Source organism: Paenibacillus sp. FSL R7-0297 (assembly GCF_038009025.1).
GTDB lineage: Bacteria > Bacillota > Bacilli > Paenibacillales > Paenibacillaceae > Paenibacillus_AQ.
In genome coordinates this window covers 6,706,266-6,733,204 of record NZ_JBBPAQ010000001.1, presented here as the reverse complement: position 1 = coordinate 6,733,204, position 26,939 = coordinate 6,706,266, and the positions used below count along the sequence as shown (strand labels likewise).

Below are 26,939 nucleotides of genomic sequence, written 5' to 3'. Positions count from 1 at the left end.
AAGCAAGAAAGATGATTTCCCTTATGAATTGTAAGATTGCGATATGGTGCATTCCCCTCCCGGTTTTTACAATTAGCTTGGAAAGCGATTACAAGAGCTATGGAGACAACCAAACGGAGGGATGTTATGCTTGGACAGTTTATGAAAAAAGGGTTTCTGTTTCTTATCATCATCTGCCTGGCGGGGGCCGGCGGGAGCCAGTTCATCAGGCCGGTATACGCAGATGATGCGAACACCTATGAAGCCGAGGCTGACGGGAATATTTTGAACGGGAATGCTTCGATTTCGGACAGTCCTGTGGCTTCCGGCGGCAAGAAGGTCGGGGGCATGTATCAGGGCAGCTCCCTGCAGTTTACGAATGTCAATGTCAGCGCGGCGGGAGATTATACAATCACTGTGTACTATATCTCCGGCGATTCCCGCCCCTTCAATATCAGTGCCAACGGCGGGGCCAGACAGTTCGAGGAACCGCCTGAGACTGCTGACTGGGATACGGTGGGCACTTACGATGTGAGGCTATCCTTGAACGCTGGAGCCAACACCATCCTGATCGATGACAACAATTGGTATTCACCGGACATCGACAAGATCGTAATCGGCGGCTTGGCGCCTACCGGTCCGGGTGAAGGTGAAGGCGACTGGATGAACAATCTGCACGGTGCAGTGATTGAGGCTGAAGCAGCCGGGAATATCGTAACCGGCAATGCCAAGGTGGCAGACAGCAGTATCAGCTCCGGCGGCCAAAAGGTAACGGATCTGTATCAGAACAGCTCCCTGAAGTTTACGGACGTCACTGTTCCGGCAGCCGGAACCTATCTGATCCGGATATCTTATATTTCCGGCGATCCCCGGCCTGTCTATATGCAGGTGAATCAGGGTCCGGACGAGATAGTTGATCTGCCGAAGACGGCCAGCTGGAATACGTTAGGAACTTATGATGTGGAGGCGGGACTGCAGGCGGGACTGAACACGATCACCTTCTCGGACCATAACTGGTATTCCCCGGATATGGACAAGATCGAAGTGATTCCGTTCACGGTCAGCTATGAAGCGGAAGCTCCGGGTAACGGGTTGACCGGCGAGGCCCGGGTTTCGGACAGCCCTAAGGCTTCCGGCGGGCAAAAGGTAGGGTATCTGAATGGCGGAAGCTCCCTGACCTTCAACAAGATAACCGCCCCTATGACAGGTGATTACCGGGTCACGGTAGCCTATATTTCAGGCGATCCGCGCAGCTTCTATGTCCGTGCCAACGGCGGTGCCGAGCAGTATTATGAACTGCCAAAGACTCCGGACTGGGATACAGTAGGCATGTATGAACTTACACTACCGCTGAACGAAGGCGAGAATACCATTACTTTTGCCGACGGCAATTGGTATGCGCCGGATATTGACCGGATTATCGTCGAGCCGGCGGCGAACACCGGGCCGGAGAATCCGGGTGAAGAGGATGACAATCTCGGGACAGCGGGAGAATCGCACAGCTACGGGACGATCACGGTTACCGATTATACTTACGGCCAGCTGGTATCAGGCGGACCCTATGAGGTCTCCTTGAATACCAAGACCGGGTACACCGGTTACAGTTGGGCTGACGGACAGAAGCTGCAGGGAATTTACAGCAGCATCAAGCTCGGAGGCACTCTTATAGAGAGCAAAGGCTATGAGAGTCATGCCAGTGCCGGTGCACCCGTTGAGATTCAGGACGGATTCGGCAAAGGGATTGAGCTGACTTTTGTCCATACTTCGGCTGGTAAGCCAGTACTGAAGCAGGTCTACAAATTTTATGAGGGTAAAGACTATTTCCTTACCCGCCTGGATGCAGTCAGCGATACGGCGATTCAGACCAATTATATGTCGCCGGTTACCGTGAAACGTACGGGTGGTGTGGATATTGGTACCAGTGCGGATAACCGGGTGCTGACGGTGCCTTTTGACAACGATGCCTGGATCCGTTATAAATCCCAGACCATGAACCGGGCGGATACCAGTTATGAGCTGACGGCAGTATTCAATAACTCGACCCGCAGCGGACTGGTGCTCGGCTCTGTAACCCATGATACCTGGAAGACCGGCATTGATTGGAAAGGTTCAGCGGGCCAGCTCAATGAGCTGGCGGTCTATGGCGGTGCAGCCAGCGATGTGACCCGCGATAGCCAGCCTCATGGCAGCCTGACGGGCACAGAAGTATCCTCGCCGCTGATTATGGTAGGCGGTTTCAGCGATTACCGTACCGGTCTGGAGGAATACGGCAAAGCCAATGCCATCATTGCGCCTCCCCTTGAGCTTAGCCAGGCGCTGCCGCAAGGCGTGCCGGTCGGCTGGAACAGCTGGGGTGCTTATGAAAGCTCACTGTCGTATCAGGACGTGGTGGATGTCTCCAACTATTTCAAGGAGCATCTGCAGAAGTTCAACAATAACGGCAATGTATTCATCAACATGGACTCTTACTGGGACAATCTGAATGATCAGCAGCTTGCAGATGCCGTATCCGTAATTAAAGGCAACGGCCAGCATGCCGGGATCTATTGGGCACCGTTTGTATACTGGGGCAATAATATGAGCCAGCCGGTAGAAGGCACCAATAACCAGTATACGTATGGAGATATTGTGCTTAAGAATTCCGCAGGTCAGCCGCTGCCGACGCTGGATGGGGCCTATCCGCTGGATGTGACGCACCCCGGAGCACAAATGCGGATGAATTATTTCCTCGGCAAGTTCAAGAGTCTTGGCTTCACGTATATTAAATTGGATTTCCTGACTCATGGCTCTCTGGAAGGTCAGCATTATGACCCGGAAGTAACGACAGGAATCCAGGCGTATAATGAAGGAATGCGTTATGTTAATGAGCAGCTGGACGGAACCATGTTCATCAGCGAATCCATTGCTCCGATCTTCCCGAGCCAATATGCACACAGCCGGCGCATTTCCTGCGACACTTACGGCAAGATCAATGAAACAGAATATATGCTGAATTCATTGACCTACGGCTTTTGGCAAAATGGAACAATCTATCCGTATACCGACCCCGATCATCTCGCACTCAGCCGTGCTTCAAGCTTGACGGAAGCGCGCAGCCGGGTGAACTCGGGCGTCATTGCCGGAACGGTACTGCTGGATTCGGATAATGTGAACGATACTAAGGCACAGGAGTACATGGCTGCCTTGTATAACAACACGGACGTTCTCCAGTTGGCGCTGAAGGGGCAAGCGTTCAAGCCGCTGGAAGGAAACACGAATGCCAATGCTGCCGACACCTTTGTTCTGAAGGAAGGAAGCGATTATTACTTGGCTGTATTCAACTTCAGCGCCAATGCTTCGGCGGATAAGACGGTTGATCTCGGCCGCGCCGGACTGGATGCTGCGGAATCCTACACGATGCAAGACCTGTGGACGGGAGAAACTACGTCCATCACCGGTTCTTTGGCGGTGTCGCTGCAGCCGGCGGAATCGAAATTGGTGAAATTGACGGTCAGTCCGAAGCCGGTAACAGGTGTCACCCTCGACAAGGCGGAGCTTACACTTACCGCAGGTGAAACCGCTAAGCTGACTGCTGTGGTGAACCCGGAAGCGGCAACCCATAAAGCGGTAATCTGGACTTCCAGTGATACCGCCGTAGCCACTGTAGCGGATGGAATGGTAACTGCTGTTCGAGCCGGCAAGGCCACGATTACGGTGAAGACAGTGGACGGAGGATTGACAGCCAAGGCAGACGTTACGGTCACAGCTGCCGCTTCTGAAGGACCGGGGAATCCTGGGAACCCTGGCAACAATGGAAATAACGGAAATAACGGAAATAACGGAAATAACGGAAATAACGGAAATAACGGAAACAACGGAAACAACGGAAACAACGGCAACAATGGCAACAATGGCAACAGTAATAACAACACCGTCTCCGGCAGTATTGTGAGCCCGGCCAATGCCGCTGGAACTCTGGCCCTCACGCCGGATATGCTCCAATTGGACAATGCGTCCGGACTAGCGGCCGTGAAGCTCAAGGGAGGTGTGCAGGAGCTGCAGCTGTCTTCCGCTGTAGTCCGCCAGCTGGCGAATCTTACGCTGGAAGTGAAATCGGGCAAGCTCTCGCTGCAGATCCCGGGAGATCTGATCCGCCAGCTGCAGAACAGGCTGCCGGAGAACCAGCGTGAAGACAGCGTGATTTCGCTGAAGATGGTGCCGCTCGGCAGTAAGGGAAGTGCGGTGGTAGCCGCCGCTGCGGGAACCCTCCGTGCGGATCTTGCCCTGAAGGGGGATATCTATGCATTCAGCCTGTCGGTTACCACAAAAGCCGGGGCTACGGAGACGCTCCCCGCATTCAATCTTCCGGTCACGCTGAGCCTGGCAGCCGCAGAGGGCTTCGATGCTAAGCGGGGAGGCATCTACTATATTACCGATAACGGTAAGCTGGAATATATCAAGGCCGATTATACCAATGGTGTACTGACGGCCAAGGTCAGCCACTTCAGCACCTATGCCGTTCTGGAACTGGACCGGACCTTTGCCGATGTTCCGGCCGCACATTGGGCCGGCTCCGTAATCAGGGAACTTGCGGCGAAGCTGCTTATTCAAGGCACCAGCGCAGACAAGTTCGAACCGGGACGGGCGGTTACCCGTGCCGAATTCACCTCCATCCTCGTTCATTCCCTTGGACTGACGGCTCCAGGCGAATCACGCTTCACGGATGTGGCGCCGGATGCCTGGTATGCAGAGCCGGTCTGCATCGCATACACAGCCGGTATCGTAAGCGGCAGAGCTACGGCAAGATTCGAGCCCGGCGCACAGATTACCCGTGAGGAAATGACGGTGATGCTGATGAAGGCTTATGCGTTGAAGAACGGCCAGGCACCGGCTGGTGCTTCTGTTGCGGCTTTTGACGATATGAACCTCGTGTCTTCGTGGGCGAAGTCTTCTGTATTTGAGGCAGCAGAACTCGGACTGGTTCAAGGAGAGCGGCCGGGACAGTTTGCCCCTCAAGGGATCGCTTCCCGGGCAGAAGCGGCCCAAGTGATCTATAACCTGCTATTCGCTGTCCAATAAGCTTTACACTCATGAAACAGGAGAATCCCGCAGCCATGAACGGCTGGCCGGGATTCTCCTGTTTGGCATGCCTGAAGGCAGCTGCGGCTTAACTGTACATCGTACAACTAAATCATCTGTTTTTCTGACAATCATCCCTTTAGTTGTATTTCGTACAATTAAAAAGCCGGATATAGGCCGGTTTAACCGATTTATGCAGTTTAGTTGTACAGACTGCAGTTAAAAGTTGTGCGGGCACCCTTTTACAATTTTTAAATGTACTAAATACAACTATCGCTGAGTTTTTGGGCCTTGGGCCGGATACGCCTCTTCAACTGCCGGCCTTATAACTTTGCTAGTCGCCGGCCTCGTACCTTTACAAGCTGCCGCGCCTCATTGGTTGCTGGACTACACTGCCTTTTGCGGCAGCCGGATTTGTACGACCGTACCTATGCCTAGCCGGCTGTATACTTTTACCCCGTAATACTCACCGAATTTAAGCTTGATCCGCCGGTCTACGTTCATAATGCCATAGCCCCGGCCCGGCTTCTCTCCCATCAGCGACTGCAGTGTCTCCCGGCTCATACCCATGCCGTCATCAATCACAGACAGGATAATGTCATTGTCCTGTGTGACGCCTTTGATATGGATGTTCAGCGGGTTGTCTTGATTCCAAGAGGCATGGATTACCGAGTTCTCGATAAAAGGCTGCAGGGTCAGTTTCACTGTAGAGTAGGGCAGGATCGCCTCATCAATCGTGTAGGTAATGTTCAGCTGCCCCTTGAAGCGGATCAGCTGGATGGCATTATAGCTCCGGGTCAGTTTGATCTCTTCATTGATCGTCAGGATACTCTTCCCTTTATTGAGCGAGATCCGGTAGAACTTGGCCAGATTCTGCACCATATCCTGGATCTGGCTGTCCTGATGCTTAACCGCAAGGGAGGAGATGGAGCCAAGCGTGTTATACAGGAAATGAGGATTGATCTGGGCCTGCAGCAGGTCGAGCTCTGCTTCCTTGCCGAGCAGCTCTTTCCGGGACACCTCGGTAATCAGACCGCTCAAGCGGCCGGTCATCTGGTTGAAGGCGAAGTGCAGCTGGCCGATCTCGTCATTGCCGAGCTGCTCTTCCCTAGGCGTATTGAAGTCGCCCCGCTCAATGCGGCGGACCATCCGGATTAAGGTCCGGATACGGTTGCTGAACAGCGACGCGGTAATATAGATAAGAAGCAAGGCTACGCCAATGAAGGCGAGCGAGATTTTGATAATGAGCTGTGACAAGGACTTGGCGTCTTTGATGATGCTCTCGTAAGGGACAACTGACACGGTCTTCCAGCCGTTGGCGAGGGTGTTGTAGACGGCAAAAGCCTTAACCCCCTTGTACGTGGTATCGAACCGGCCGGAAGCTTCTCCTGCGAACTGATGATTGAGCATTTCGGGCAGGCTTGTATCCAGAAGCTTCTTGTTGGCGGACGACAGAATAATGCCCTCGTCATTGATAATGAAGATGTCTTTGCCGCCGGCTTCCTTCTCCATCAGGGAAAAGATGACCGATTCGGAGACACTGAAGACCAGCGTTCCGTAGGGATATTCGTTCCGGTTGTTGTTCAGCAGTCTGGCGAGAGTGAACATGGCGGGACTGTCTTCACTTTGCGGAGTAGTCAGATAGATGATATTGCCATGGGACTGCTGCAGCTGCTTGTACAGCTCTGTAGCTTGAACTTCGGGTGTAACGGGTTTGATATAATAATTATCTTTGGGCAGAGACGGATTATCGGAATAGATGAATGCGCTGTCAAAATCAGGATAAGCCGCCATAACCGTATCTATGCGGTTGCCAATATACTTATAGACGTCCAGATAAGAAGGATCATCCACGTATTCAGCCGTCAGATAGCTGGCGAGCCTGTCATCCAGATAAATAGAAGCAGATATATGTTCATAGCTGTCCAGTTTGTTTTCGAGATTCTTATTAATCTGCGCCGTTGAACTCATCATATTGATATAGATCTGCTCGGTGAGTTTGGATTTGGTAAGTTCATAGGAGAAATAGACCAGCAGCATCATCGGAATGATGGTGACCAGAACGAACACCAGGAACAATTTGGAGCGGAAGCTCAGGTCGACAAAAGGCAGATAAATATACTTTCTATACAATTGACGCATCGGAGAAGCCCCTTCTTTACCGGTTATTGACTAGTTCATCATAGCAGACGCAATAATGAAATCCAATAATCGGATGTGCCGAAACATCTTTAAAAAGCGCTATCATTCGGAGGATTGGAGTATAGAAAGCACCCCGCTGCAGATTTAAGATGAATACATGAAGTCGAACTGAGAGGTAGCCAGGCATGCTGCTGTAGAGGAAAAGGGAGGGAATTTGATGTATAAAGCAAGCGCTATCAAATCAGTCAGGGGCAATAGCCTGTGGAACAGGTTAAAGGAGCAAAAGTGGTTATTTGTGCTCATGCTGCCTGCTTTTATTGCGACATTGCTATTTTCTTACGGGCCTATGTTTGGAATGTACATGGCGTTTACGAATTACCAGCCGGGCGGAGGCACATTTCTGCACCAGTTCTTCGGGGCCGAATTTGTGGGCTTCAAATGGCTTGAATACTTCTTCACCACCGGTGATTTCTACCGGATCATGCGCAATACGCTGGCGACAAGCCTGCTGACCCTGCTGTTCGGGTTCCCGGCTCCGATCATCCTGGCGCTTATGCTGAATGAGGCAAGGCAGGGATTCTTCAAACGTTTTGTGCAGACGGTCTCCTACCTGCCGCATTTCATCTCCTGGGTTATCGCGGCCAACATTGTGATTACGATGCTAGCTTCGGACGGGATGTTCAATAATCTCCTGGTGCTGCTGGGAATTGTCAAAGAACCGGTCGCTTTCCTGCAAAATGGCCCCCTGTTCTGGTGGATTATCGCCTTGTCCAACATGTGGAAGGAAATGGGCTTCAGTGCCATCATGTATCTGGCAGCAATATCTGCCGTTAACCCTGAGTTGTATGAAGCGGCAAGGGTAGACGGAGCCAGCCGGTTCCGGCAAATGTGGCATATTACGCTGCCTGCGCTGCGTCCAACCATTGTGATCCTGGGAATCCTGGCGGTCGGAGGCATTCTGAATGCGGGCTTTGAACAGCAATATCTGCTGCAAAATAACACCGTGCTCCAATATTCGGAAGTTATCGACATATATGCTTACAAATACGGGCTGCAGAACAGCATGTTCTCTTACGGGGCTGCCGTGGGGATGTTCAAATCTGTGGTTGCCTTCATCCTAGTTGTCATTGTGAACCGGATTTCCCGTAATGTGAACGACCAGGCGTTGTTCTAAATACAAGAATAGAGAGGAGCGCTTGTAATGATTTTAGACAGATTCGGTGATCATATCTTCAGATTCATTGTATATTCCATTCTTATCCTTGTCCTGCTGGTTACCTTTCTGCCCTTTTGGAATATTCTCGTTCTTTCCTTGAACAGCGCGGAGGATACAGTGAGGGGCGGGGTCTACTTCTGGCCCAGAGTCCTCACCCTGGACAGCTATAATCAGATACTCAAAGACAGTGAGATTATGAGCGGTTTATGGGTAACGGTCAAACGGACCGTGGTTGGTGCTCCGCTGTCGGTGCTTGTCATTACGATGCTGGCGTATCCGCTGAGCCGGCGTAATCTGGTAGGCCGCAAGGGCTGGAATCTCTACTTCGTCTTTACCATGTATTTCGGCGGCGGTCTGATTCCCTATTACATGGTGCTCAAAGCGCTGAACATGATTGATACGTTCTCTGTATTTATCCTGCCAAGCCTGATGAATGTTTTCTATATGATCATTGTCCGCACGTTTATGGAACAGCTGCCCGGTGAGATCGAAGAGTCGGCGAGGGTAGACGGGGCGAATGACCTGACGATTTTCTTCCGGATCGTACTGCCGCTGACCACGCCTGTACTGGCGACAGTGGGTCTGTTTCAGGCCATCGGGCACTGGAATTCCTGGTTCGATTCGTATGCGTTCACCTACAGCTCTGATCTGAAGACCCTGCAGGCCGTACTCGTCAAAATATTAAGCCAGTTCCAGACCGGAGGCATGGTATCGCAGACGCAGATGCTGGCCAACTCCGCCAAGCGGAATGCGGTTTCGAGTGATACAATCCGGATGGCGGCGACGATGGTGGCAACCCTGCCGATTATTCTCGTGTATCCCTTCCTGCAGAAGTACTTTGTCAAGGGTATGACACTGGGGGCAGTAAAAAGTTAATATAGTTAAACAGATTCTGAAGGGAGGTGGGCGGAAGCTTGTGCCTTGCTGCTTAATGCACTAATGAATTCTTATTTAATGGGAGGAATCAGGGTGTCAATGATAAACAAAAACAAATGGATGAACGTGGGGTTCTCTGCCGCACTTACTGCCGGACTGCTTGCCGGATGCGCTTCGGGTAACGGGAAAGAAAATGCTGGTGCAAATACAAATACAAATACAGCAGCAGGCGAAGAGACGAAGCAGGAATCGATTACGTTAACCTGGTTTGACGGAAATACCAAGGGAGAACCGTTCACGGATGCAGTAGCCCAGGAAATTACGAAACGGACCGGCATACAGGTCTCTATTCAGCAGCCGACCGGAAATCCGACGGAGAAGCTTAGCCTGATGCTTGCCAGCGGCGACTATCCGGATGTGGTACTCATGAGCCGTGGAGATGCTTCCCTGGATAAGTACATTACAAGCGGCGCGTTCATTCCGCTCGATGATTTAATAGAGAAATTCGGCCCGGATCTGAAGGCCATGTATGGTGACACCTTACAGAAAACCCGTTATAAAGACGGTAAGAATTATTATTTCGCGAACTGGTACGGACTGGACAGCGATCCGGTGTTCGGGATGAATATCAGACAGAACCTGCTTGAGGAGCTGGCTCCGGACAAGGCAGACGGCTCCACTCCGTTCACTACGGATGAATTCGAGGCCCTGCTCAAGAGCTTCAAAGCGAAGTACCCGACCATTGACGGCAAGGAATCGATTCCAATGGCCATGAACGGTGAGAATATGGGTGCCATTCTGGGGACGTTCAAGGGAATGTGGGGTCTCAAAACCTACTATGATAACAACGGAACGCTGCAATATGATGTGAAGGATCCGAAGTACCGTGAGATGATGATGTACATTAACCGTCTGTACCGGGAAGGTTTGATTGAGAAGGAATTCGCCATCAGCAAAACCCAGACCTGGATTCAGAAGCTTGCCACAGGGGCCGTATTCGCCACACCGGCTGCCTATTGGGATCCGGGTAACGGAAACGCGGCACTCAAGAAAGACGGCGGTGTGAAGAACCAGCTGTTTGCATACAAGGTGGTTGCGCCAGGGATTGATCCGGCACAGACAACCTTTGGACCGCGGAGCTCGCTGGGCTGGGATGCTATCGGAATTACCAAGAACAACAAGCACCCGGAAGAAACCATGAAGCTGTTCAATTTCCTGGCCAGTGACGAAGGACAGCATCTGCTGTTATGGGGTCTGGAAGGTCAGCAGTACACCATGGTGGACGGCAAAAGACAGCCTGATCCGGCGTTCCTGCAGAGCTTCAAGGATAACTGGGACGATACGGTGAAGAAGAGCGGTGTCCGCAAATGGCTGTGGTTCATTAAGAACGGGCTGGATCCAAATGGCCAGCCTTACGATTTGGCGGTTAAATATCAGCGCAGTGAAGGCGATGAGCTGGCGATCAAGAGCCTGGGGGATTCCGTATGGGATACAGCGGAATTTGACAATCTCAATCCTGACGGCGGAACGCCCGAAGCGCTGACTGCCCAGAAGGTTAAGGATATTATGGATCAGAGCATCACAAGAACGATTATTGCCAATTCCGAGGAAGCTGCCAACGCCACCTTCGACAAGATGCTTGCCGATATGAAGAAGGCCGGGGATGAGGAAGTGGAAAAGATCATTAACCAGAAGTACAAAGAACGTATGGAACTGTGGGCTTCCAATTAAAGCATAATGAATCTCAGGGCTTCCTCTCTCGCGCATGCGGAGGGGAAGCCCTCTTTGTTGTCACATTAATGCTGGGAGATTCAGAGAAGCGTCCGGCTCTCCTGGCCGTTCCTGCGGAAATCCAGCGGAGCTTGGCGGTAGATCTTCTTGAATTGATGATAGAAGTGGCTGACGTTCTCAAAGCCGGCTTCGAGGGCAATCTCGACGACCCGAAGCTCAGTGGTGAGCAGCAGATTGCGGGCTGTATTCAACCTCAGCTAATTGATATATCCGGTAGGCGTCTGGTTCAAATACTGCCGGAATGCCCGGTTCACATGGCCGGGGCTTCTTCTGGACAGCTTGTACAGAGCCGGGAGACCCTGGTTCAGATTCTCCTTCAGCTGGATTTTGGAGACGGCGTGCTCCAGCCACAGGGGAAATTCAGGCTGCCCGGCGGTCTCCGGTGAGAAGAAATAGCGGGTCAGTGTATCGATGAGCAGGCCCTTCAGATGAATTCTTGCCTTCACTCTGTCGATCGTGCAGAGCATAAGGTAACGTTCGATATGACGAAAGAATTCGTCCATTTCCTGCCGGGACAGCATGGCGATCCGGGGAAGCGCCGGGCCCAGTACTCCGCGCGTAAACTCTTCTTCATTCAGATAAGCGAGCGCTTCCCCAATCAGGCCCGGGCGGCAGGGAATGTTCAAGAAACGGCAATCCCCGTCACCCTCCGCTTCATATCTGTGCGTGTCATCGGGCCTGACGAGTACAAGACAGCCGGCCTTGAGCACCTGAACCTCCCCATTGACGATATGCCTGCACGCACCTTCGGCCGGAAGTCCAACTATCACCGCAGCGGCGATAGTTCCTTTGCTCTAAAAAATTTAAGTTCAATTAATATAGGGAGGGTTAAGAAATGCAGCTTGTTGATCTTAAAGGCAAATGGAAAATGAGGCGGCTTGAGGGTCCGCATTGGCTGGAAGCCAGTGTGCCGGGATCTGTCTATCATGATTTACTGAATGCAGGAGCAATGCCAGACCCGTTCTACCGCGAGCAGGAGTACGGGGTTCTGAAATTATCCAATTACGATTATGAATTCCGGCGTACGTTTCAGATCGATACCGGTATACTGGCACATGACCGTGTGGTGCTGCGGTGCGAAGGGCTGGATACCCTATGTGAGCTGTACCTGAACGGGATGCTGATTCTGAACAGCGACAATATGCACCGGACATATGAAACGGATATCAAGGCTGCACTGATTCCCGGTGACAATACCATCCATGCGGTGTTCCGCTCCCCCATGGAATACTCCCTTAGGAAACAGGCGGAGCTGAAGCTGGTCAATTGTGCCGATGCGGTCGAGGGGATCTCCCACCTGCGCAAGGCACATTCCATGTTCGGCTGGAACTGGGGTCCGAAGCTGCCTGATATGGGCATCTGGAGAAGCATTTCCATCCAGGGCTATAACAGTGCCCGCCTCGAGGATGTGTATATTACGCAAACTCACGGGGAGGGCCGGGTCTCGCTGGATGTCCGGGTAAGAACAGAGGGCTGGGTTGCCGCCGAACGTGAGATTGTGGTCAGCGTCCACGCGCCATCGGGGGAAGTCCTGGAGCAGCGTGTGTCCGAGAAGGCTGGCACAGATCTTCATATCGGGCTGGGTATTGATCAGCCTGAGCTGTGGTGGCCGAATAATCTGGGCGGACAACCGCTGTACCGGGTAGAGGTTGTTCTGAACCAGCAAGGGAAAGTACTCGATCAGCAGACGCTGCGGATCAGGCTCCGAACGATTACGGTGAAGCAGGAAGAGGACGAGTGGGGAGAATCGTTTGCTTTTGAGGTGAACGGGGTGATTATATTCTCCACGGGTGCGGACTATATCCTGGAAGACAACCTTCTGGCACGCACGAACTGTGAACGGACAGACCGTCTGCTTCAAAGCTGCGTTGCCGCTAATTTCAACACCATCCGTGTCTGGGGAGGCGGATATTACCCGGATGATTATTTCTATGATCTCTGCTACGAATATGGCCTCATCGTCTGGCAGGATCATCTGTATGCCTGCTTTATTTTGCGCTGACCGAGGGATTCGAGGAGAACATCACCCATGAGACCATCGACAATATGAAGCGTCTTCGCCATCATGCCTCGCTGGGTCTGTGGTGCGGCAACAACGAGCAGGAATTGGCTTGGGACGAATGGAACTGGGAAAATGTTACCTCCCTACAGCTTAAGGCGGATTATATCAAGCAATATGAGGTGCTGCTACCAGCGATTGCCCGGGTGATCGATCCGAATACATTCTACTGGCGGGCTTCGCCGTCCTCCAAGGGCGGATTTGACAAGCCGAATGACGAGAATTACGGCGACATGCACTACTGGGGAGTGTGGCACGGAAAGGAACCCTTTACGGACTACCGGAAGCTCTATCCGCGCTATATGTCGGAGTTCGGACTTCAGTCTTTTCCAGGCCTGTAGACGATCGAGAGCTTCACCTTGCCGGAGGACCGCAATATCTTCTCCTTTGTGATGGATTCCCATCAGAAGAACAACACGGGGAATGAGGAGAAAGACAGGTTCGTCATCACGGTGAAATCCAAGGCTTATGCCCGGTTTGTAGCGCTGGATTTCAAGCAAACGGACGCCATCTTCAGCGACAACTATTTCGACATGCCGGGCGGCGCTGCAAGAACCGTTACAGTTGCCAAGAAAGCTCTCAGCAGCTCCAGGACAGCAGAAGAGCTATACGGTCAGCTTAGTCTCCGTTCTGTCTTTGATATCTAGGCAGATCCCGCTTCACCATATGGATCGTTTCCCCGGCGGTAGTCTGCATCATACCGGCAGGACCTGTGTGCGTCTGCACTTCCCCGGAGGAGCGGGTGCATTCGGCCCCTTGCTCCCAAGGAATATAGAAGGATAACGGAGCTCCTGCTTCACTGAACACCTCGATTTGCTGCACTTCACCTGCCCGGATGGACGCGCTGACCAGGAACCCGCCTACCGCTCGCAGGCTACGGAATTCTGCGCTTTGCTGCTCCGGCCAATTAGGGAAGAAGCGCAGCACGCCGTTATAGCTCTGGAGTAGGCACTCGTTGATAACGGCGGGCAGTGCGAAATTCTCGAACCAGATGCCCATACGCGACATGTAGCTGAAGTCGTCAGTGTCGGAGTACCGTCCGCCGCTCATCAGCACTTTGTCTGTGCAGGTGCCGTTCGGCAGCAGGCAGTAGGAGATCTGCCGCTTGAAGCGCTCCAGATCAAGGATACCAAGCCGCGCTCCGGCCAGGGACTGGAACACCAGCTCATTCCCGCCCTCATTCAGATGATTCCGGTAAGTATTCACCGCAATCTGATACTCTACGGGCGGAGAATGCAGGCCGTGCTCTTCGCCGGGGAATACCGTGGTCAGCGGAACCGGGACGTTGTAGACAGTCTCCGGGTCCTCGCTTGCCACCGACACCAATACACGGCCTTCAGCGGATTGGGCTGCCGGATATACCGGGAAGTGATTCAGGATATCCTGTACTTCGGTTAGCAGAGCTGCTTCTGCTTCATCCTCACCCAGAACTGTACAAGCGCTGATGAACGCCCGGAAGATAAATTTGGTCAGCGTCAGGTCGATCAGGCAATCGCTGTTGCGGGCAAATCCCGGAGTGATCTCATACAGCTCGGGCACCACCGTCGGAAAAATATGATAACAGCCGTCCTCCCGGAGACGGTTATTTACTTCGGGACGTTTCATATAAGCAGTCATGAACAAGACGGCTTCCCTGATGGGCGTGAAGGCGCGATTGCGTAGGAATTCCTTATCCATGGAATATAGATAATGCCACCATAAGCTCTGTACAGTCCACGGGGTCTCACATATTTCCCGGCCCCAATGCGGAACAGGGTAAGGCATCATGCTCATTTCAACAGGATAGGCTGAATGCGGGAAATAGGCACCGGGCAGACCGTAATAGTCACGCGCCCACTTGCGGCTGACCGGCAGTACATGATCTACCATGTCTACATAAGGCAGATGCTTCTCCAGATGGTTGCTGGAGAATGTCACCCAGAACGGCTGCTGTGTATTGTAGTTCATATGGTAGTCTCCGTGCCATTCCGAGCCGATGGAACCATAGCTCCAGTTGGCGAACAGGCCAGGGCAGGTGATCCCCGCCTTGACGGAGCAATTCAGGAAGTAGAGATTACGATACCAGATCCGCTCCAGGAATTCATCCTCCAAGGCGATGAACGAATGTCCCCAGTAATTTCGCCATGCTTCCCGGGTCCCTAGCAGTGCAGTGTTGTACTGGGTGCGTGTAGGTGAACCCATAACAGCTGCTACACCAACTCCAGTTACTGGTTCTGCTCCGGCCCGGGCTCCAGACTCAGGCTGAGCTCCAAATACAGGTACAACGTCAGTCATAAGGTGAACGCCAGCTTCAGATCCGAGTCCGGTTTCAGGCCCAGTTTCGGTTACTGTTCGTGGTCCTGCTCCAGGTGTAGTTCCAGCTTCAACTGCAGGTCCGGCATCCTCCGCCTCTGCGGCTGTAGATTCAACGCCCGCTCCTTCAGCCCCTATCTGTGCTGCAAAGCCCTCCTGCAATTCTGCGCAGGCCAGGAATCCGCCGGAGTTCACTGAGATGTCCAGGCGGGCAGTGTCACTGCCGCTGATTATTTCTGCTCCCGGTAGCCGGAGCGCCAGCCGGAAGGCCTTATCCCGCTCATGCGGAATATAGGGCGAAGCGGGAAACTCCATATGCGGCAGAATTTGTGTAAAAGACAGCCGGCCAGCCGCAGCATCATCCCAGTGTGCCGGAGGGAATTCCTGCGGCGTTTTGGGATCGGGGATCAGTCTGGCTTCGTGGAACAGAGGGAGCTGCGCCCCGGTTGCCGTATCTATGACAGACATCCACAGCCTATCCTGTTCCATCTCCACGAACAGCTCGAATACCGCCGGTTCACCGCCGACTAGAAAATCAACCGTGCAGCGTCCCTCGCCTATATGCACCGTGTGACCCAGCACCTCAGCCCGGCGCCGGTCAAACCGGAGCAGCAGCGAGCCGCAGGGCATCGGGCGCGGATAAGGTTTGCTGTAATTGTCTCCGGCCATTTCGCAGTATTCCCGGTACCACGGGTTGTCCGTAAGCTGTGGAAGGTCAGCGGGAAGCGCAGTGAAGCGGTCGTACACTTCCTGGAAAGTCATGATCTCTTCTGCGTGATGCTCGGCAATGCGGATATCCCAGACATTATTGTGTCCGAAGTGCAGTATAACCGCATCCGGCCGGGTGGTCACCACCACACCCAGCCCGCCGTTACCAAGCAGTGCCCCCTCGAAGAAATCTGCCGCCGGCCCGCGGAAGTTAATATTATGACGGCTGGCTTGCTCCTGGGCATGAATCTGACCGCCCGCCGCTGTATAACCTGCTGCTGGTCCAGGTTTCTCCTCTGCCGCCCCAGCCTCCGTCTTAGCCTCTACCACAGTGACCGCCATAGAATCTGCCGCCTCCGCAGTCACCGCCCCAGCACTCACTGCCGCAGCCACCGCCCCGGCCATCCCAAGCTCCACCACCTCTGTATTCGCCGCTTCCGCACCCTCTGGCACCGGTGGTACCTTAGTTTTTTTCATAATAGTTATGCCTCCTCCAAGCAGTGCTCACCTATACTTCCAATACGCCAAACTATCTATATGGTTTTCCTGCATAAATCGTAGGCGATTCCCTCCGGAAAGTATTTAGCGGAGGGTCCGGTTTTTGCACGATCGGCGGATGAATTGGTGCCGGGCTGTTGGGCCAGGCCTGAACAGGGGAAAGGTACGCTGCTGCCGCAAATGTACCTTTACGATGAGCAGACAACGGCTTATATTCAGGTCAGAAAGCGCTATCAATAAGCGGTGTCTATTTGTTCTAGGGGGATAAACAGCGATGGCTAAAATGAAGGCAAAACAAACAAAGAAAAGCTTCGGGTTCGCAGTCTCGGTTATTGTAATCAGTGTGCTGGTGCTCATTGTATCCGTGGCCTTCCTGACACGGTCCAAAGCGGCCGGCGGACTGGAGGGACTGCCCAATTATATGGAAATCCGCGGGGACTTCGATGCAAACGGTCTGAAATATGAGAAGCAGCCGCATTTGGGCAGCAGCACAGCCAAAGCCAAGGTGATCGAATTTGCCGATTTCAAATGCCCTGCCTGCAAAAAGTGGAAGGAGACCTATTTTGAGCGGTTCAAACAGGAATTCATCGATACCGGTAAAGCCGAGCTGTTCTTCACAAATTTTGCTTTCATTGACCGCGATTCAATCATGGCAGCGAGTGCCGGAGAAGCGGTATTTGCTCAGGACAACAATAAATTCTGGGATTTTATGAGCAAGCTGTACGATCAGCAGGGGGATGAGACGAAGATTTGGGCTACACCCCAGTTTATGCTTGATTTTGTGAAGGACAATATCAGCGGCATCGATTATGACCGCTTCGCTAAGGATCTGCAGGCCCATACGTACATGCTACCGGTCAAAGAGGATTTCAAAACAGCGGGGAATTACGGAGTGAACGGTACTCCGAAGTTTATGGTGAACGGCAAGCTGCTGCAGACGGCATCCTATGAGGAGCTCGCTGCTGCCATTGAAGCCGCGCAGGCTTCCAGCGGTACAGAGTAACCGCTGCGGAAGGGGGGAGACGGTATGAACTTTTCCGCTATACATCCGTATGTCTATCTGGCTACCCGCTATCCTTTTGCCAAAGGACAATCCAGCTCCCCGAGAATCTGCTATATGAGCTCGGTCTACCTGATCAGCGAGGGACACGGCATCCTCTTGACCGGCGGGCAGACGCTCCGGGTAAGTCCGGGAATGCTGATCCATCTTCCGCCCGGACAGCTTCATGAATGGCAGGCAGACTCTGCCGATCCGATGGTTCATCAGTGCTGCTACTTCGATTGGCATCATGTGGACCGGGAAGGCCGCTTTGACTGGGCCTGTCCGATCTGTTATAAGCCGGAGCAGCTGCAGCAGGAGATGCTGGGTCCTCTTTTCCCGTATCCGCTTCCGCAGTTCATGGACGTGGGGCTGCTGCGCGGGTGGACTGAGCGGTTTCAGAAGTTCTATAAGGCAGGGGAGTTCGACAATGAGCAGACCTTCATCCGCAATCTGACCATCCAGCGTCATTTCCAGGAATTTGTTGATGATCTGCTGCATCTGCTGCTGAGCGGCCAGCCGATTCCGGACCGGAGGATCAGCGGACTGCTGGAGCAGATGGAGCAGGATTTGCTGCATGATGTACCGAAGCCGCTCGAAGCTTACTACAGCAGTCTTCACCTGAGCAGAGGGCATTTTTTCGAGCTGTTCCGCAAATCCACCGGGGTCTCGCCAGTGGAGTATATGAACCGCTTCCGGATTAACCGGGCCAAGGAAGACCTGCTGCATAGCCCGCTGAGCATCACCGAGATTGCCGCAAAAAACCACTTCAGCTCACTCCATTACTTCTCCCGTCTCTTCCACCGGATGACTGGCCTGACCCCGCGGGAATTCCGAGTGCTTTGAAATGGTACCGCCCTTTAATAAGACTGCAAAGCCGTCACTTGTCCTGTGGGGATAAGCGCCGCTTAGGCCCGTATAAGTAACGTCGATTAACAAGTGCACTGGAATGACTTCAGATATTAAGGCGGGCGCCATGGACGAAACAGTGTCCATGGCGCCTGCTGTTTCTGGTTACGGCAGAATTCTATTGCATATTGTACAGCCGAATAAGGGGGAATGGCTCTATTTTTGCCTTCTATTGCATTCTGTACATTAGATTTTCGGATTTCAGCCCATATCGGACGTTTTCCTAAATTCTGCTGTACCTAATGCAATAGAATGTGATTTGGGGAGTCTTTTACTCTGCTTCTGTTGTACATTCTGCAATCAGCCGGTCCTTGGTCTTTCAAGATCATTCATTGTTAGGCGGGGCAGCCGTCTCTTGCGGAGGGTAAAAGTCACAGTTGAATCCATTAGCAGCATTTATGATGGGAGCAAGGGCTCAACCTTCACGGCATTATCAGCAAACTCAGAGGTTTTAAGCCAAGCTAAATAAAATAATAGCGGAGATGAAACGGGACTATGCTGATGATAGCCGAAGCTGGCACAGAGAATCTTGAAGAGATGTGTCTGCTGCTGCAGGAGCTGTTTGGAATGGAGCAAGACTTCGCCGGTGCGGCTAACCGGGATAAGCAGAGGGCAGGGCTGCGGCTGATTCTGGAGCATCCGGAACGCGGTCAATTGCTGCTGCTCAAGCGGGGAGATAAGGTGGCTGGTATGGTGAATCTGGTGTTTGCGTTCAGCACGTTTGAAGGCGGGCCGGTAATCATACTGGAGGATTTCATTGTGGCGGCAGATGAGCGCGGGCAGGGCAGCGGCCGGTTTTTCATGGACGGCATTGTTGCTTACGCCAAGGAGCATGGTTTTCTGCGGATCACCCTGCTGGCCGATGCGGAGAACGCGCGGGCGCTGCATTTTTATGAAGCTGCGGGTTATGAGTACTCTAATATGAGATGTCTGCGGCTGGCGGTGAAGTGATGGAGAACAGTCTTGTTTTTGCGGAGAGATACTGGACAGTGAGGGATGAAGGACGGGATTAAAAGATAGATATTAGACGGTTTCTCATCTATCTGGCAGTTGGAATACTCTGCAGAAAATCGACCTCAGAGGATAGCGCAGAAGCTTTTCCTGCTCAGGAGATAGGTGTCCCGGCAGACAGACGAGCATAATGCAGTCTATTGCATTGTGCCTGCCGGGCATCCTTCATTTAACGAGTCCTATCAGGCAAACAGCGGATTGCCCTGCATGCCCACCCAGAGCGGCGATTGTTCCAGACAAGCGGCCAGTTGAAGCAGCAGATCCTCGCGTCCCTTGGAGGCCATGACCTGAACCCCGATCGGCAGGCCTTCCGCCGTGAGATGCACTGGTACGCTCATCGCCGGCTGACCGGTCAGATTCGCCAGCTGGGTGAAAGGCGTATAGGTTAGGCTGGGCTCGAACATCTCATAGATCATCCGGCGCTGAGCGTCTTTGGACAGACTGCTGACCTCCAGCAGCTTCTGAATCTCCTCAGACGTCTGGGTCAGCTCTCCGATCTTCGGTGCGGAATCCGCATTCGCAGGTGTGATGTACAGGTCGAACCGGTCCATCAGCGCCGCCATCTGCGCGGCAGCCATATCCCATTCATGCAGGCTGTGAACGAATTCTGCAGCTGAGACCTGTTTACCGGCTTCGGCCAGCACCCAGGTAACAATATCCACTTCGCTTGCCGCAATCGTGCGGCCCATACCGCTCTCGAGCGACAGGAACATCGCCGATACCTCACCGGCATTCATCGTATAGTAGTTATCCATCAGTCTGACCCCGTTAACCGGACTCAGCTTCTCCTCGACCGCATAGCCTTCCGATTCCAGCCACTTTACAGTGTTCATCACAGCATGTACAGCTTCTTCTGATACCGGTGTGCCCACCGGTGAAGCTGTAGTGTACGCAATCCGCAGCTTCTGCTGCGCAGGCTTCAGCAGATCATCCAGATAGACCCCCGGATACAGCGGGGTCTGAAAAGCAGCTTCCGGCTGCACCACCTGCAGCAGATCAAGCATCGCGGCACTGTCGCGCACAGTCCGCGTCAGGGCGAAGTCGATCGACGCGCCCTGCCACTGGCGGCCGACGCCAGGGCCGACCGGCGTGCGCCCGCGCGTCGGCTTCAGTCCGAACAGGCCGGTGAACGAAGCCGGTATGCGGATGGAGCCGCCGCCGTCACTGGCTCCGGCCGCCGGAACAATCCCTGCGGCTACGGCCGCCGCAGCCCCGCCGCTGGAACCGCCGGGGGAATAGGCGGGGTTCCAGGGGTTGCGTGCCGGGCCGTGAAGCAGCGGCTCGGTAATATTTTTGAGGCCGAATTCCGGCGTATTCGTGTGTCCCAGCGGGATGAAGCCGCCGCGGCGGATACGGGCGACGTAATTAGAGTCCCGCTTGGGAATATTGTCCTTCATGAGCATGGCGCCCGAGGTCAGCGGTTCTCCGCCAATCGCCTGGGAGATATCCTTCAGCAGATAGGGTACGCCGGCAAACGGCCGGGAAGTGTCGCCATCAGGGACCGGCATCTCATCCGCTTCCTTCAGCGCTGCCTCCCGGCGGGTACGCACCACCGCATTCAGCAGCGGATTCATTTCATCGAGCCGGGCGAAGGCGGTTTCCACGAGCTCGCGGGGTGAGACTTCGCGTGCCTTGACAAGAGCGGCAAGCCCTAGAGCATCATAAGCGGAATAAGAAGACAACGACATGTGAATAACCTCTTTCTTGCAGGATGTGCAGGCTATATCGCTATAGATGCTTCTGCGGATAATGAGAATAGACGGGACCAGCTTCTCTAGTATACTTCGGGAGCGCCAGACTTCCCAATGGTCTGCTAGAATTCACCTGGGTCGATGCTTCTTCGCACAACCTGGATATCCTTGAGCGGCGGGAGGCCGAACAGTCTGCGGTATTCGCGGCTGAACTGCGAGGCACTCTCATAGCCTACTTCCATGGCAGCAGCCGTGGCACCCATGGAACCGCTCAGCATGAGCCGTCTGGCTTCCTGGAGGCGCAACTGCTTCTGATACTGCAACGGTCCCATTGCCGTAATGGCTTTGAACTTATGATGCAAGCCGGACACGCTCATATTATGGGCATCAGCAAGCTCCTGGACGGTGAAGGAGCGGCTGAAATTCTGATGAATCCATATGGTGCGCGGTAAGCCCGCAGCTGGAAGGAAACAATCAAGTCCGCTCATCCGTGAGATAGTTCTTCACCGGAGGCGGGGTATAATCAGCGAGTTGCTGCAGAATTCCCTCCGCAGTCGTATCGTTCAGCATGATGGAATGCTGTTTCTCCTGCATGAACTTCTCCTGGACCATGTTGCCGAACAGGGCAATCAGCGGATCGTAGTAACCGTTGACGTTCAGCAGCCCGCAGGGCTTCTGATGCAGACCGAGCTGCGCCCACGTAAAGATCTCGAAATATTCCTCCATCGTGCCCGGCCCGCCCGGCATGGCAATGAATCCATCGGCAAGCTCAGACATCTTCAGCTTCCGTTCGTGCATGGAGTCCACCATAATCAGTTCGGTCAGACGGGTATGCTCGATTTCTCTTTTCTTGAGAAAATGGGGCAGAACCCCGATCACGCGTCCCCCCGCCTGCATGACGCTATCTGCAATAGCGCCCATTAAGCCGACAGTAGCTCCGCCATAGATCAGCGTGATGCCCCGTGCAGCCAGCTCTTTGCCCAGAGCAACAGCGTACTCTTTGTAGACGGGCGAAGCGCCGTCATTCGAACCGCAAAAAACAGCGATACTCTTCATATAATGCTGACTCTCCTTTGCCTAAGTATCTGAAAATAACTTTGTGACGATGTTGCACCAGTGTATCTACATCCAAGATACCACACGATATCGTGTGGTAGAAGGATATGCTCAATGTTTAACCGCTCCTTTGCGGATGGTTTTAATGGACGGGCCCGATATGAAGTTCTTATGGGTCAGGTACCTCGATGTCTTCTCCCTATGTTGCCGAGGCATTAGCCCTTGTGCTTAACTATTATCAAAGTGAATCCCAATTCAACCGCAAGTTAACTGAAGGTGAGTTATATTCGCAGATTGTCAGATGTACTTTGCCGCCGGGCAGTTCCAAAGCAGCTGAAGGCAATGGCTTGCTCTTTCTGACCGCACCGGAGCTGCTGGCTGAGTATTGGAGAAACAATAAACCGGATTTGAACCATATTCATAATCCGCACCCTGACAAGGAGGTTCAATCATGCCCGAAGGAATGTCTTTTGAATTCAAGCTTTTCCTTGACCCTATTCAAAGAGGCTAATCTGCTGCTCGAGCAGGATATGTCCAAAACCAAATGGGCACTTGACCGATTGAAGCAAGCACATACAACACAAACTACACACAAAAAAGGAGCGATTATTATGCCGTTGAATCCATACGGAGTGTTAAAAGGAAAGATCATCAGAGGAATACCTGCACCACCCACAGGTGACAGCACCCCGCATTATCATGCAGTAGTCGAGGCTGCCGGCAGAGAATACAAATTGGCCATCAACGTTCAATCCACTGAGGAGCCTTCAGAGCTGCTCTATCTGGTCGGAGATAAATTTAATTCTGAGCAGATTACCCACCTGCAGAGTTTAAAGGACGGGGTTACTAAAATTGGTAAATCCAACCGTGATGAATTTGCCTTGGACTACATCCGTGGCGGACTGTTTGACCCCTCCAAGATGATCGCACTTCGATACAATGAAGACGGTCCGGATAATGACTTGAATGAGAAAGTGGATGCTTATCTGCAACGTGCCATCAAGGATGAAACAGCCAAAATCTATGTATACGGCGAACCTTTCCCGGGCGGTATTCACAATATCCACATGAATCAAGGGAACGTTAAAAAATACAGAGCAGACGACGGCATCTGGCAGGATGGCGGAATTGTGATTCATTTTGAGCAGGAGGACAAATGGCTCGGCCTGTTCCTCGCCTTCCAGTCGCAATCCTGGTGCACAGATGACCAGGGCCATATGGAGCGTCCGGTAAGTGAATGCAATCACCTGACCCAAAAGTCTGCACAAGTGTCGGGATAGCCGAAAGTGGAATCGCAAAATATCAAGTATCTTCTGGATACGTACAATCAAATCCGTTTTTATGTGGATATTCTTGAATCAGCAGTACAAAGGCATGCGTGGAATTTCTGGTGACAATCCTCAGACTATAAAGGACCGCTACAAAGAATACATTGCTCAGCAGGATGAGAAACTGGAGCGAGATCTAGGGAACCGGATGAACGGAGCTTTACAAGCCGTACGGGGCAAATCCTAGCTGACTTACGCGGTATCCCAGATAAATGCACTAGAGCCTGTTCGCCCGGGTAATTAGAACCCATTAAGCAAGACCCTGCGGCTTCTTCTGCAAAGGTCTTGCTTTTTTACATTTAAACCTTCAATAATGTATCACGGATTTCCGGCTATGTACCTTCTTTCTCCGCAGCAGCAGAAGAATTCCGATAGCAAAGCCCATACAGGTAAGCGAAGCCGTTGTGGCGTAGCTGCCCGTCCAGATTACCAGATTCACATTCAGCAGCGAGTGGACGCCCACTACGATGAACAGATTCCGGGTCAGGACATAGAGGAGTGCAAACAGCATCCCGAGAATAACCAGCTGGATAAAATCATACACAAACTCCATTCCGTGAAGTCCGCCGTAAATCCGGTTCGGAATATGCATGAGGGCAAAGACTGTTTGCGAGATGACCATCGCCTTAACTATGCGGGAGGAAGGCTTACCCGTTCCAGACAACCAATGATGGATCTGCACAAAAAGGAAGCCGCGGAAGATGATCTCCTCCAGCAAGGCATTGCCGAACAATTGTCCAAGCAAAGCGCCCAGAAACAGATTCGGAATGTCGGCAAGGTCCTGATTCCATGTAAGTGCTGTACCGGCAATGAGATTGATGCAGGTACTCATTACATTGACAGCCAGCCAGAACACAAATGTCCATAGGCATCCGGCCAGCAGCTTCTCCCGTCTCAGTCCCAGATCCCGCAGCGGAATCCGGACCATTGCCCATAAATAAATAATGACAATTACCATGAGACCAAGCAGTCCCGCGCATAACGTGGCATTTATCCACCCGTGTGTCAGCCGGTTAATGTCATCGAAGGTCCCCTTTTCAAAGAAAAGGAGGTTCACCGTCATCGCGAAAATAATCTCCAGAATAATAAGGCCAACGATAAACCTGGCTGAAATACGTTTTCCTGTAAAAATCCCTGCATTTTCCCCTGTCTTAAGCTGCATATAAGTAACACTCCTTTGGATGAAGAAATATTTACCAGTAAATCCCTCTCTATTACTATATTGGCTATGCAATGGATTCACTGTCACAGAAGTCACAACAGTCACAGACGTCATTGAGGTCACACCGCTGCACTGCCATCATCCTGCCAGTCATAAACAGAGCGCTGCTATGGGCATAAGCTGATCGCGATTGGACCTCTGGGAACCTTCGTCGGAGACGGATTGTCCGGCGGTATTAACTGGCTGCAGCGGTACCGTAATGAATGTCTTCAGAACCAAGCATGCTATGGTTATCCGGGGCACTGACGACATGGAACTCCTGATCCACGTCGGGATCAACACCGTGAAGCTGCGCGGCCAATTCTTCGAAGCGCATGTGCAGGCCGGTGATCCGATTCAGGCTGGCGACAAGCTGCTCACCTTCGATCTGGCGCAAATTGCACAGAATTATGATATTACAACCGCTATGGTCGTTACCAATACGGCTGATTATAAGCAGATTCTGCCGCTTAAGCTGGGCGAAGTAACATTCGGCGAACCGGTGCTGAACGCTGAGCTATAAGGTTACAGAATCCGCTTCATCCAAACAAAAGGCTATTAGTAACGGAGGGAAGTTTGGAACTCTAGGAGCGATAGCGTCCGCCTGAAAGCTTTCCGCAGGAAAGCTCGCATGGGAAGCATAAGCTATGTTTGGATTTCTACCGCTGACAGCGGAATAAATTCAGGAAATCCAAACATAACAGTGGCCGGAAGTCCCAACATCCCGCAGTTACGGCCTGCCTTTTATAACGAACAATAGGAGATGACAAAATGACGACTTTTCCACATGGCTTCCTATGGGGCGGAGCAATCGCTGCAAACCAGGCAGAGGGTGCTTTTGACGCAGATGGTAAAGGATTATCTACGGCAGATATGATGCCATACTATAAGAAAAAAGATTACACCAACCTCAAAGAGCTGATGCATGTCACCAGTGAAACGATCGAGCGGATTCATCCGGAATTCCGCATTGGCTGCATGCTTGCGCGTATGATCCATTATCCGGCGACCAGTGATCCGGAGGATGTGCTGCAGGCCCAGATTGATAATCAGTTTAACCTGATGCATACCGATGTGCAGGCACGGGGAAGTTATCCTCCATTCATGAAGCGTTATTTTGCCGAGAATAATATTGTGGTAGCCACTGAGCCTGGCGATCAGCAGCTCCTGCGTGAGAACACGGTGGACTTCATCTCCTTCAGCTACTATACATCGCTTATATCCACAGTTACCCCGGAGAAATACGGCGTGACCGGCGGCAATCTGTTCAGCACCGTGAAGAATCCGAACCTGAAAATTACTGAATGGGGCTGGCAGCTGGATCCGGTTGGCCTGCGGATTGTCCTGAAAGAGCTGTACGACCGTTACCAGCTTCCGCTGTTTGTGGTGGAGAACGGGCTGGGTGCGAAGGATAAGGTCGAAGAGGATGGTTCCATCCAGGATGATTACCGGATCGATTATTTACGCAAGCATATCACTCAGGTCAAGGAAGCGGTTCTGGACGGGGTCGAAGTCATGGGCTACACCGCCTGGGGGGCGATTGATATTATCAGCGCGTCGACTTCGGAGATGTCCAAGCGTTACGGCGTGATCTATGTGGACCAGGAGGATGACGGAAACGGAACGCTTGACCGGAAGAAGAAGAAGAGCTTTTACTGGTACAAGAAGGCAATTGCCAGCAATGGAGCGGATTTGGAGTAGGCAGCTCCTGGCTGGTGCTGCCTTCCGCATTGACAACAATTTTAGAAGCGGCTATACTTTCTGTAATCTTATAGTTGGTATACGTTGAACGAGCCAGTAGCAGACTTTGTCCCTGTTCCCAGAAAGCCGGGGGTTGATGGAACCTTGGTATATACAATGGACTGCGAATTACACCTCGGGAGTATCTTGGGTAATGCCAAGCGGAGCTAAGCGAACGATAACTCGCGGAAGAGTGGTACGGACATGTTTGAATGTGATGTCTGTGCAATTTGGGTGGTAACACGGTTAATTATAATCGTCCCTGTGTCTATATAGACAAGGGGCGATTTTTTGTTGCCCAAATTCGGGAATTGCAGAGTTACCCGGTAAGCTGGCTGTTTATCA

The 26,939-nt window shown here is 52.5% G+C and carries 20 protein-coding genes and 2 pseudogenes; 14 read left to right on the top strand and 8 right to left on the bottom strand.

The genetic code is table 11. From position 1 onward, the window contains the following. Positions 1-126 precede the first annotated feature (126 nt). Positions 127-5,037 (top strand): S-layer homology domain-containing protein, encoded by a 4,911-nt coding sequence (locus MKZ24_RS29250; protein WP_340789298.1) that lies wholly within the window; start codon positions 127-129, stop codon positions 5,035-5,037. Between the two features lie 387 nt (positions 5,038-5,424). Here the strand turns inward: MKZ24_RS29250 and MKZ24_RS29245 are convergent, their stop codons facing one another. After that, positions 5,425-7,179: a cache domain-containing sensor histidine kinase gene (locus tag MKZ24_RS29245; protein WP_042233949.1), complete on the bottom strand. Its 1,755-nt coding sequence runs from the start codon at positions 7,177-7,179 to the stop codon at positions 5,425-5,427. Between the two features lie 217 nt (positions 7,180-7,396). On the opposite strand from MKZ24_RS29245, the gene MKZ24_RS29240 reads away from it, so the two are divergent. From MKZ24_RS29240 to MKZ24_RS29230, 3 genes are all read left to right on the top strand, one after another. After that, a complete protein-coding gene (locus MKZ24_RS29240; protein WP_340789294.1) occupies positions 7,397-8,353 on the top strand; it encodes an ABC transporter permease in 957 nt (318 codons plus the stop codon). 27 nt (positions 8,354-8,380) lie between these two features. Continuing rightward, positions 8,381-9,271, top strand: coding sequence for a carbohydrate ABC transporter permease (locus tag MKZ24_RS29235; protein WP_042211426.1), 891 nt, complete (start codon positions 8,381-8,383; stop codon positions 9,269-9,271). A gap of 99 nt (positions 9,272-9,370) precedes the next feature. Next, positions 9,371-11,002 (top strand): extracellular solute-binding protein, encoded by a 1,632-nt coding sequence (locus MKZ24_RS29230; protein ID WP_340790235.1) that lies wholly within the window; start codon positions 9,371-9,373, stop codon positions 11,000-11,002. An 80-nt stretch (positions 11,003-11,082) separates the two neighbouring features. On the opposite strand, the gene MKZ24_RS29225 is transcribed toward MKZ24_RS29230, so the two are convergent. Beyond that, the gene (locus MKZ24_RS29225) at positions 11,083-11,253 is read right to left on the bottom strand and encodes a helix-turn-helix domain-containing protein (RefSeq protein WP_197073052.1); all 171 of its coding nucleotides are present in this window, start codon (positions 11,251-11,253) and stop codon (positions 11,083-11,085) included. A gap of 6 nt (positions 11,254-11,259) precedes the next feature. Then, the gene (locus MKZ24_RS29220) at positions 11,260-11,832 is read right to left on the bottom strand and encodes an AraC family ligand binding domain-containing protein (RefSeq protein ID WP_197073053.1); all 573 of its coding nucleotides are present in this window, start codon (positions 11,830-11,832) and stop codon (positions 11,260-11,262) included. Between the two features lie 65 nt (positions 11,833-11,897). Between MKZ24_RS29220 and MKZ24_RS29215 the strand changes: the two genes are divergently transcribed. Genes MKZ24_RS29215 through MKZ24_RS29205 form a run of 3 tightly spaced genes read left to right on the top strand, consistent with a single transcriptional unit; the run spans position 11,898 to position 13,768 of the window. Beyond that, positions 11,898-13,064 (top strand): glycoside hydrolase family 2 protein, encoded by a 1,167-nt coding sequence (locus MKZ24_RS29215; protein WP_340789290.1) that lies wholly within the window; start codon positions 11,898-11,900, stop codon positions 13,062-13,064. A 44-nt stretch (positions 13,065-13,108) separates the two neighbouring features. Next, a complete protein-coding gene (locus tag MKZ24_RS29210) occupies positions 13,109-13,462 on the top strand; it encodes a hypothetical protein (protein ID WP_340789288.1) in 354 nt (117 codons plus the stop codon). An 18-nt stretch (positions 13,463-13,480) separates the two neighbouring features. Continuing rightward, positions 13,481-13,768, top strand: a complete 288-nt coding sequence (locus MKZ24_RS29205; protein ID WP_340789286.1) for a glycoside hydrolase family 2 protein — start codon at positions 13,481-13,483, stop codon at positions 13,766-13,768. Here the strand turns inward: MKZ24_RS29205 and MKZ24_RS29200 are convergent. Then, positions 13,740-16,598: a glycosyl hydrolase family 95 catalytic domain-containing protein gene (locus MKZ24_RS29200; RefSeq protein ID WP_340789284.1), complete on the bottom strand. Its 2,859-nt coding sequence runs from the start codon at positions 16,596-16,598 to the stop codon at positions 13,740-13,742. The genes MKZ24_RS29205 and MKZ24_RS29200 overlap by 29 nt on opposite strands. A gap of 295 nt (positions 16,599-16,893) precedes the next feature. Here MKZ24_RS29200 and MKZ24_RS29195 point away from each other — a divergent pair, with 295 nt between their 5' ends. From MKZ24_RS29195 to MKZ24_RS29185, 3 genes are all read left to right on the top strand, one after another. Beyond that, positions 16,894-17,622, top strand: coding sequence for a DsbA family protein (locus tag MKZ24_RS29195; RefSeq protein ID WP_042233957.1), 729 nt, complete (start codon positions 16,894-16,896; stop codon positions 17,620-17,622). A gap of 24 nt (positions 17,623-17,646) precedes the next feature. Beyond that, entirely contained in the window at positions 17,647-18,504 is an 858-nt protein-coding gene (locus tag MKZ24_RS29190; protein WP_042233960.1) for an AraC family transcriptional regulator, read from the top strand. 558 nt (positions 18,505-19,062) lie between these two features. After that, entirely contained in the window at positions 19,063-19,518 is a 456-nt protein-coding gene (locus MKZ24_RS29185) for a GNAT family N-acetyltransferase (RefSeq protein ID WP_042233961.1), read from the top strand. A gap of 242 nt (positions 19,519-19,760) precedes the next feature. Here MKZ24_RS29185 and MKZ24_RS29180 read toward each other — a convergent pair whose 3' ends face one another. The 3 genes from MKZ24_RS29180 to MKZ24_RS29170 all read right to left on the bottom strand — a co-directional run bounded on the left by MKZ24_RS29180 (position 19,761) and on the right by MKZ24_RS29170 (position 22,325). Further along, on the bottom strand, positions 19,761-21,266 hold the full coding sequence (locus tag MKZ24_RS29180; protein WP_340789279.1) for an amidase: 1,506 nt from the start codon (positions 21,264-21,266) through the stop codon (positions 19,761-19,763). A gap of 125 nt (positions 21,267-21,391) precedes the next feature. Continuing rightward, the gene (locus MKZ24_RS29175) at positions 21,392-21,757 is read right to left on the bottom strand and encodes a helix-turn-helix transcriptional regulator (protein WP_042233970.1); all 366 of its coding nucleotides are present in this window, start codon (positions 21,755-21,757) and stop codon (positions 21,392-21,394) included. Continuing rightward, positions 21,744-22,325, bottom strand: a complete 582-nt coding sequence (locus tag MKZ24_RS29170; protein ID WP_042233971.1) for an LOG family protein — start codon at positions 22,323-22,325, stop codon at positions 21,744-21,746. The genes MKZ24_RS29175 and MKZ24_RS29170 overlap by 14 nt, the downstream gene beginning before the upstream one ends. A gap of 611 nt (positions 22,326-22,936) precedes the next feature. Here MKZ24_RS29170 and MKZ24_RS29165 point away from each other — a divergent pair. Further along, entirely contained in the window at positions 22,937-23,605 is a 669-nt protein-coding gene (locus tag MKZ24_RS29165) for a YukJ family protein (RefSeq protein WP_042241912.1), read from the top strand. A 355-nt stretch (positions 23,606-23,960) separates the two neighbouring features. Here the strand turns inward: MKZ24_RS29165 and MKZ24_RS29160 are convergent, their stop codons facing one another. Further along, positions 23,961-24,815 (bottom strand): CPBP family intramembrane glutamic endopeptidase, encoded by an 855-nt coding sequence (locus tag MKZ24_RS29160; RefSeq protein ID WP_340789276.1) that lies wholly within the window; start codon positions 24,813-24,815, stop codon positions 23,961-23,963. Between the two features lie 190 nt (positions 24,816-25,005). Between MKZ24_RS29160 and MKZ24_RS29155 the strand changes: the two genes are divergently transcribed. The 3 genes and pseudogenes from MKZ24_RS29155 to MKZ24_RS29150 form a co-directional block, all read left to right on the top strand. After that, a complete protein-coding gene (locus MKZ24_RS29155) occupies positions 25,006-25,377 on the top strand; it encodes a PTS sugar transporter subunit IIA (protein ID WP_340789274.1) in 372 nt (123 codons plus the stop codon). Between the two features lie 248 nt (positions 25,378-25,625). Beyond that, positions 25,626-25,736, top strand: a pseudogene (locus MKZ24_RS33190) (family 1 glycosylhydrolase); the annotation flags it as partial. Between the two features lie 66 nt (positions 25,737-25,802). Beyond that, positions 25,803-26,555, top strand: a pseudogene (locus MKZ24_RS29150) (family 1 glycosylhydrolase); the annotation flags it as partial. Positions 26,556-26,939 lie beyond the last annotated feature (384 nt).

Excerpts from the sequence above, each read along its gene's own strand:
- MKZ24_RS29235 (WP_042211426.1), top strand. The coding sequence starts at position 8,381 with ATGATTTTAGACAGATTCGGTGATCATATCTTCAGATTCATTGTATAT.
- MKZ24_RS29190 (WP_042233960.1), top strand. The coding sequence starts at position 17,647 with ATGAACTTTTCCGCTATACATCCGTATGTCTATCTGGCTACCCGCTAT.
- MKZ24_RS29245 (WP_042233949.1), bottom strand. The coding sequence starts at position 7,179 with ATGCGTCAATTGTATAGAAAGTATATTTATCTGCCTTTTGTCGACCTG.
- MKZ24_RS29160 (WP_340789276.1), bottom strand. The coding sequence starts at position 24,815 with ATGCAGCTTAAGACAGGGGAAAATGCAGGGATTTTTACAGGAAAACGT.
- MKZ24_RS29165 (WP_042241912.1), top strand. The coding sequence starts at position 22,937 with ATGCCGTTGAATCCATACGGAGTGTTAAAAGGAAAGATCATCAGAGGA.
- MKZ24_RS29230 (WP_340790235.1), top strand. The coding sequence starts at position 9,371 with ATGATAAACAAAAACAAATGGATGAACGTGGGGTTCTCTGCCGCACTT.
- MKZ24_RS29210 (WP_340789288.1), top strand. The coding sequence starts at position 13,109 with ATGAAGCGTCTTCGCCATCATGCCTCGCTGGGTCTGTGGTGCGGCAAC.
- MKZ24_RS29195 (WP_042233957.1), top strand. The coding sequence starts at position 16,894 with ATGGCTAAAATGAAGGCAAAACAAACAAAGAAAAGCTTCGGGTTCGCA.
- MKZ24_RS29200 (WP_340789284.1), bottom strand. The coding sequence starts at position 16,598 with ATGAAAAAAACTAAGGTACCACCGGTGCCAGAGGGTGCGGAAGCGGCG.
- MKZ24_RS29240 (WP_340789294.1), top strand. The coding sequence starts at position 7,397 with ATGTATAAAGCAAGCGCTATCAAATCAGTCAGGGGCAATAGCCTGTGG.
- MKZ24_RS29175 (WP_042233970.1), bottom strand. The coding sequence starts at position 21,757 with ATGAGCGGACTTGATTGTTTCCTTCCAGCTGCGGGCTTACCGCGCACC.
- MKZ24_RS29215 (WP_340789290.1), top strand. The coding sequence starts at position 11,898 with ATGCAGCTTGTTGATCTTAAAGGCAAATGGAAAATGAGGCGGCTTGAG.
- MKZ24_RS29180 (WP_340789279.1), bottom strand. The coding sequence starts at position 21,266 with ATGTCGTTGTCTTCTTATTCCGCTTATGATGCTCTAGGGCTTGCCGCT.
- MKZ24_RS29250 (WP_340789298.1), top strand. The coding sequence starts at position 127 with ATGCTTGGACAGTTTATGAAAAAAGGGTTTCTGTTTCTTATCATCATC.
- MKZ24_RS29185 (WP_042233961.1), top strand. The coding sequence starts at position 19,063 with ATGCTGATGATAGCCGAAGCTGGCACAGAGAATCTTGAAGAGATGTGT.
- MKZ24_RS29170 (WP_042233971.1), bottom strand. The coding sequence starts at position 22,325 with ATGAAGAGTATCGCTGTTTTTTGCGGTTCGAATGACGGCGCTTCGCCC.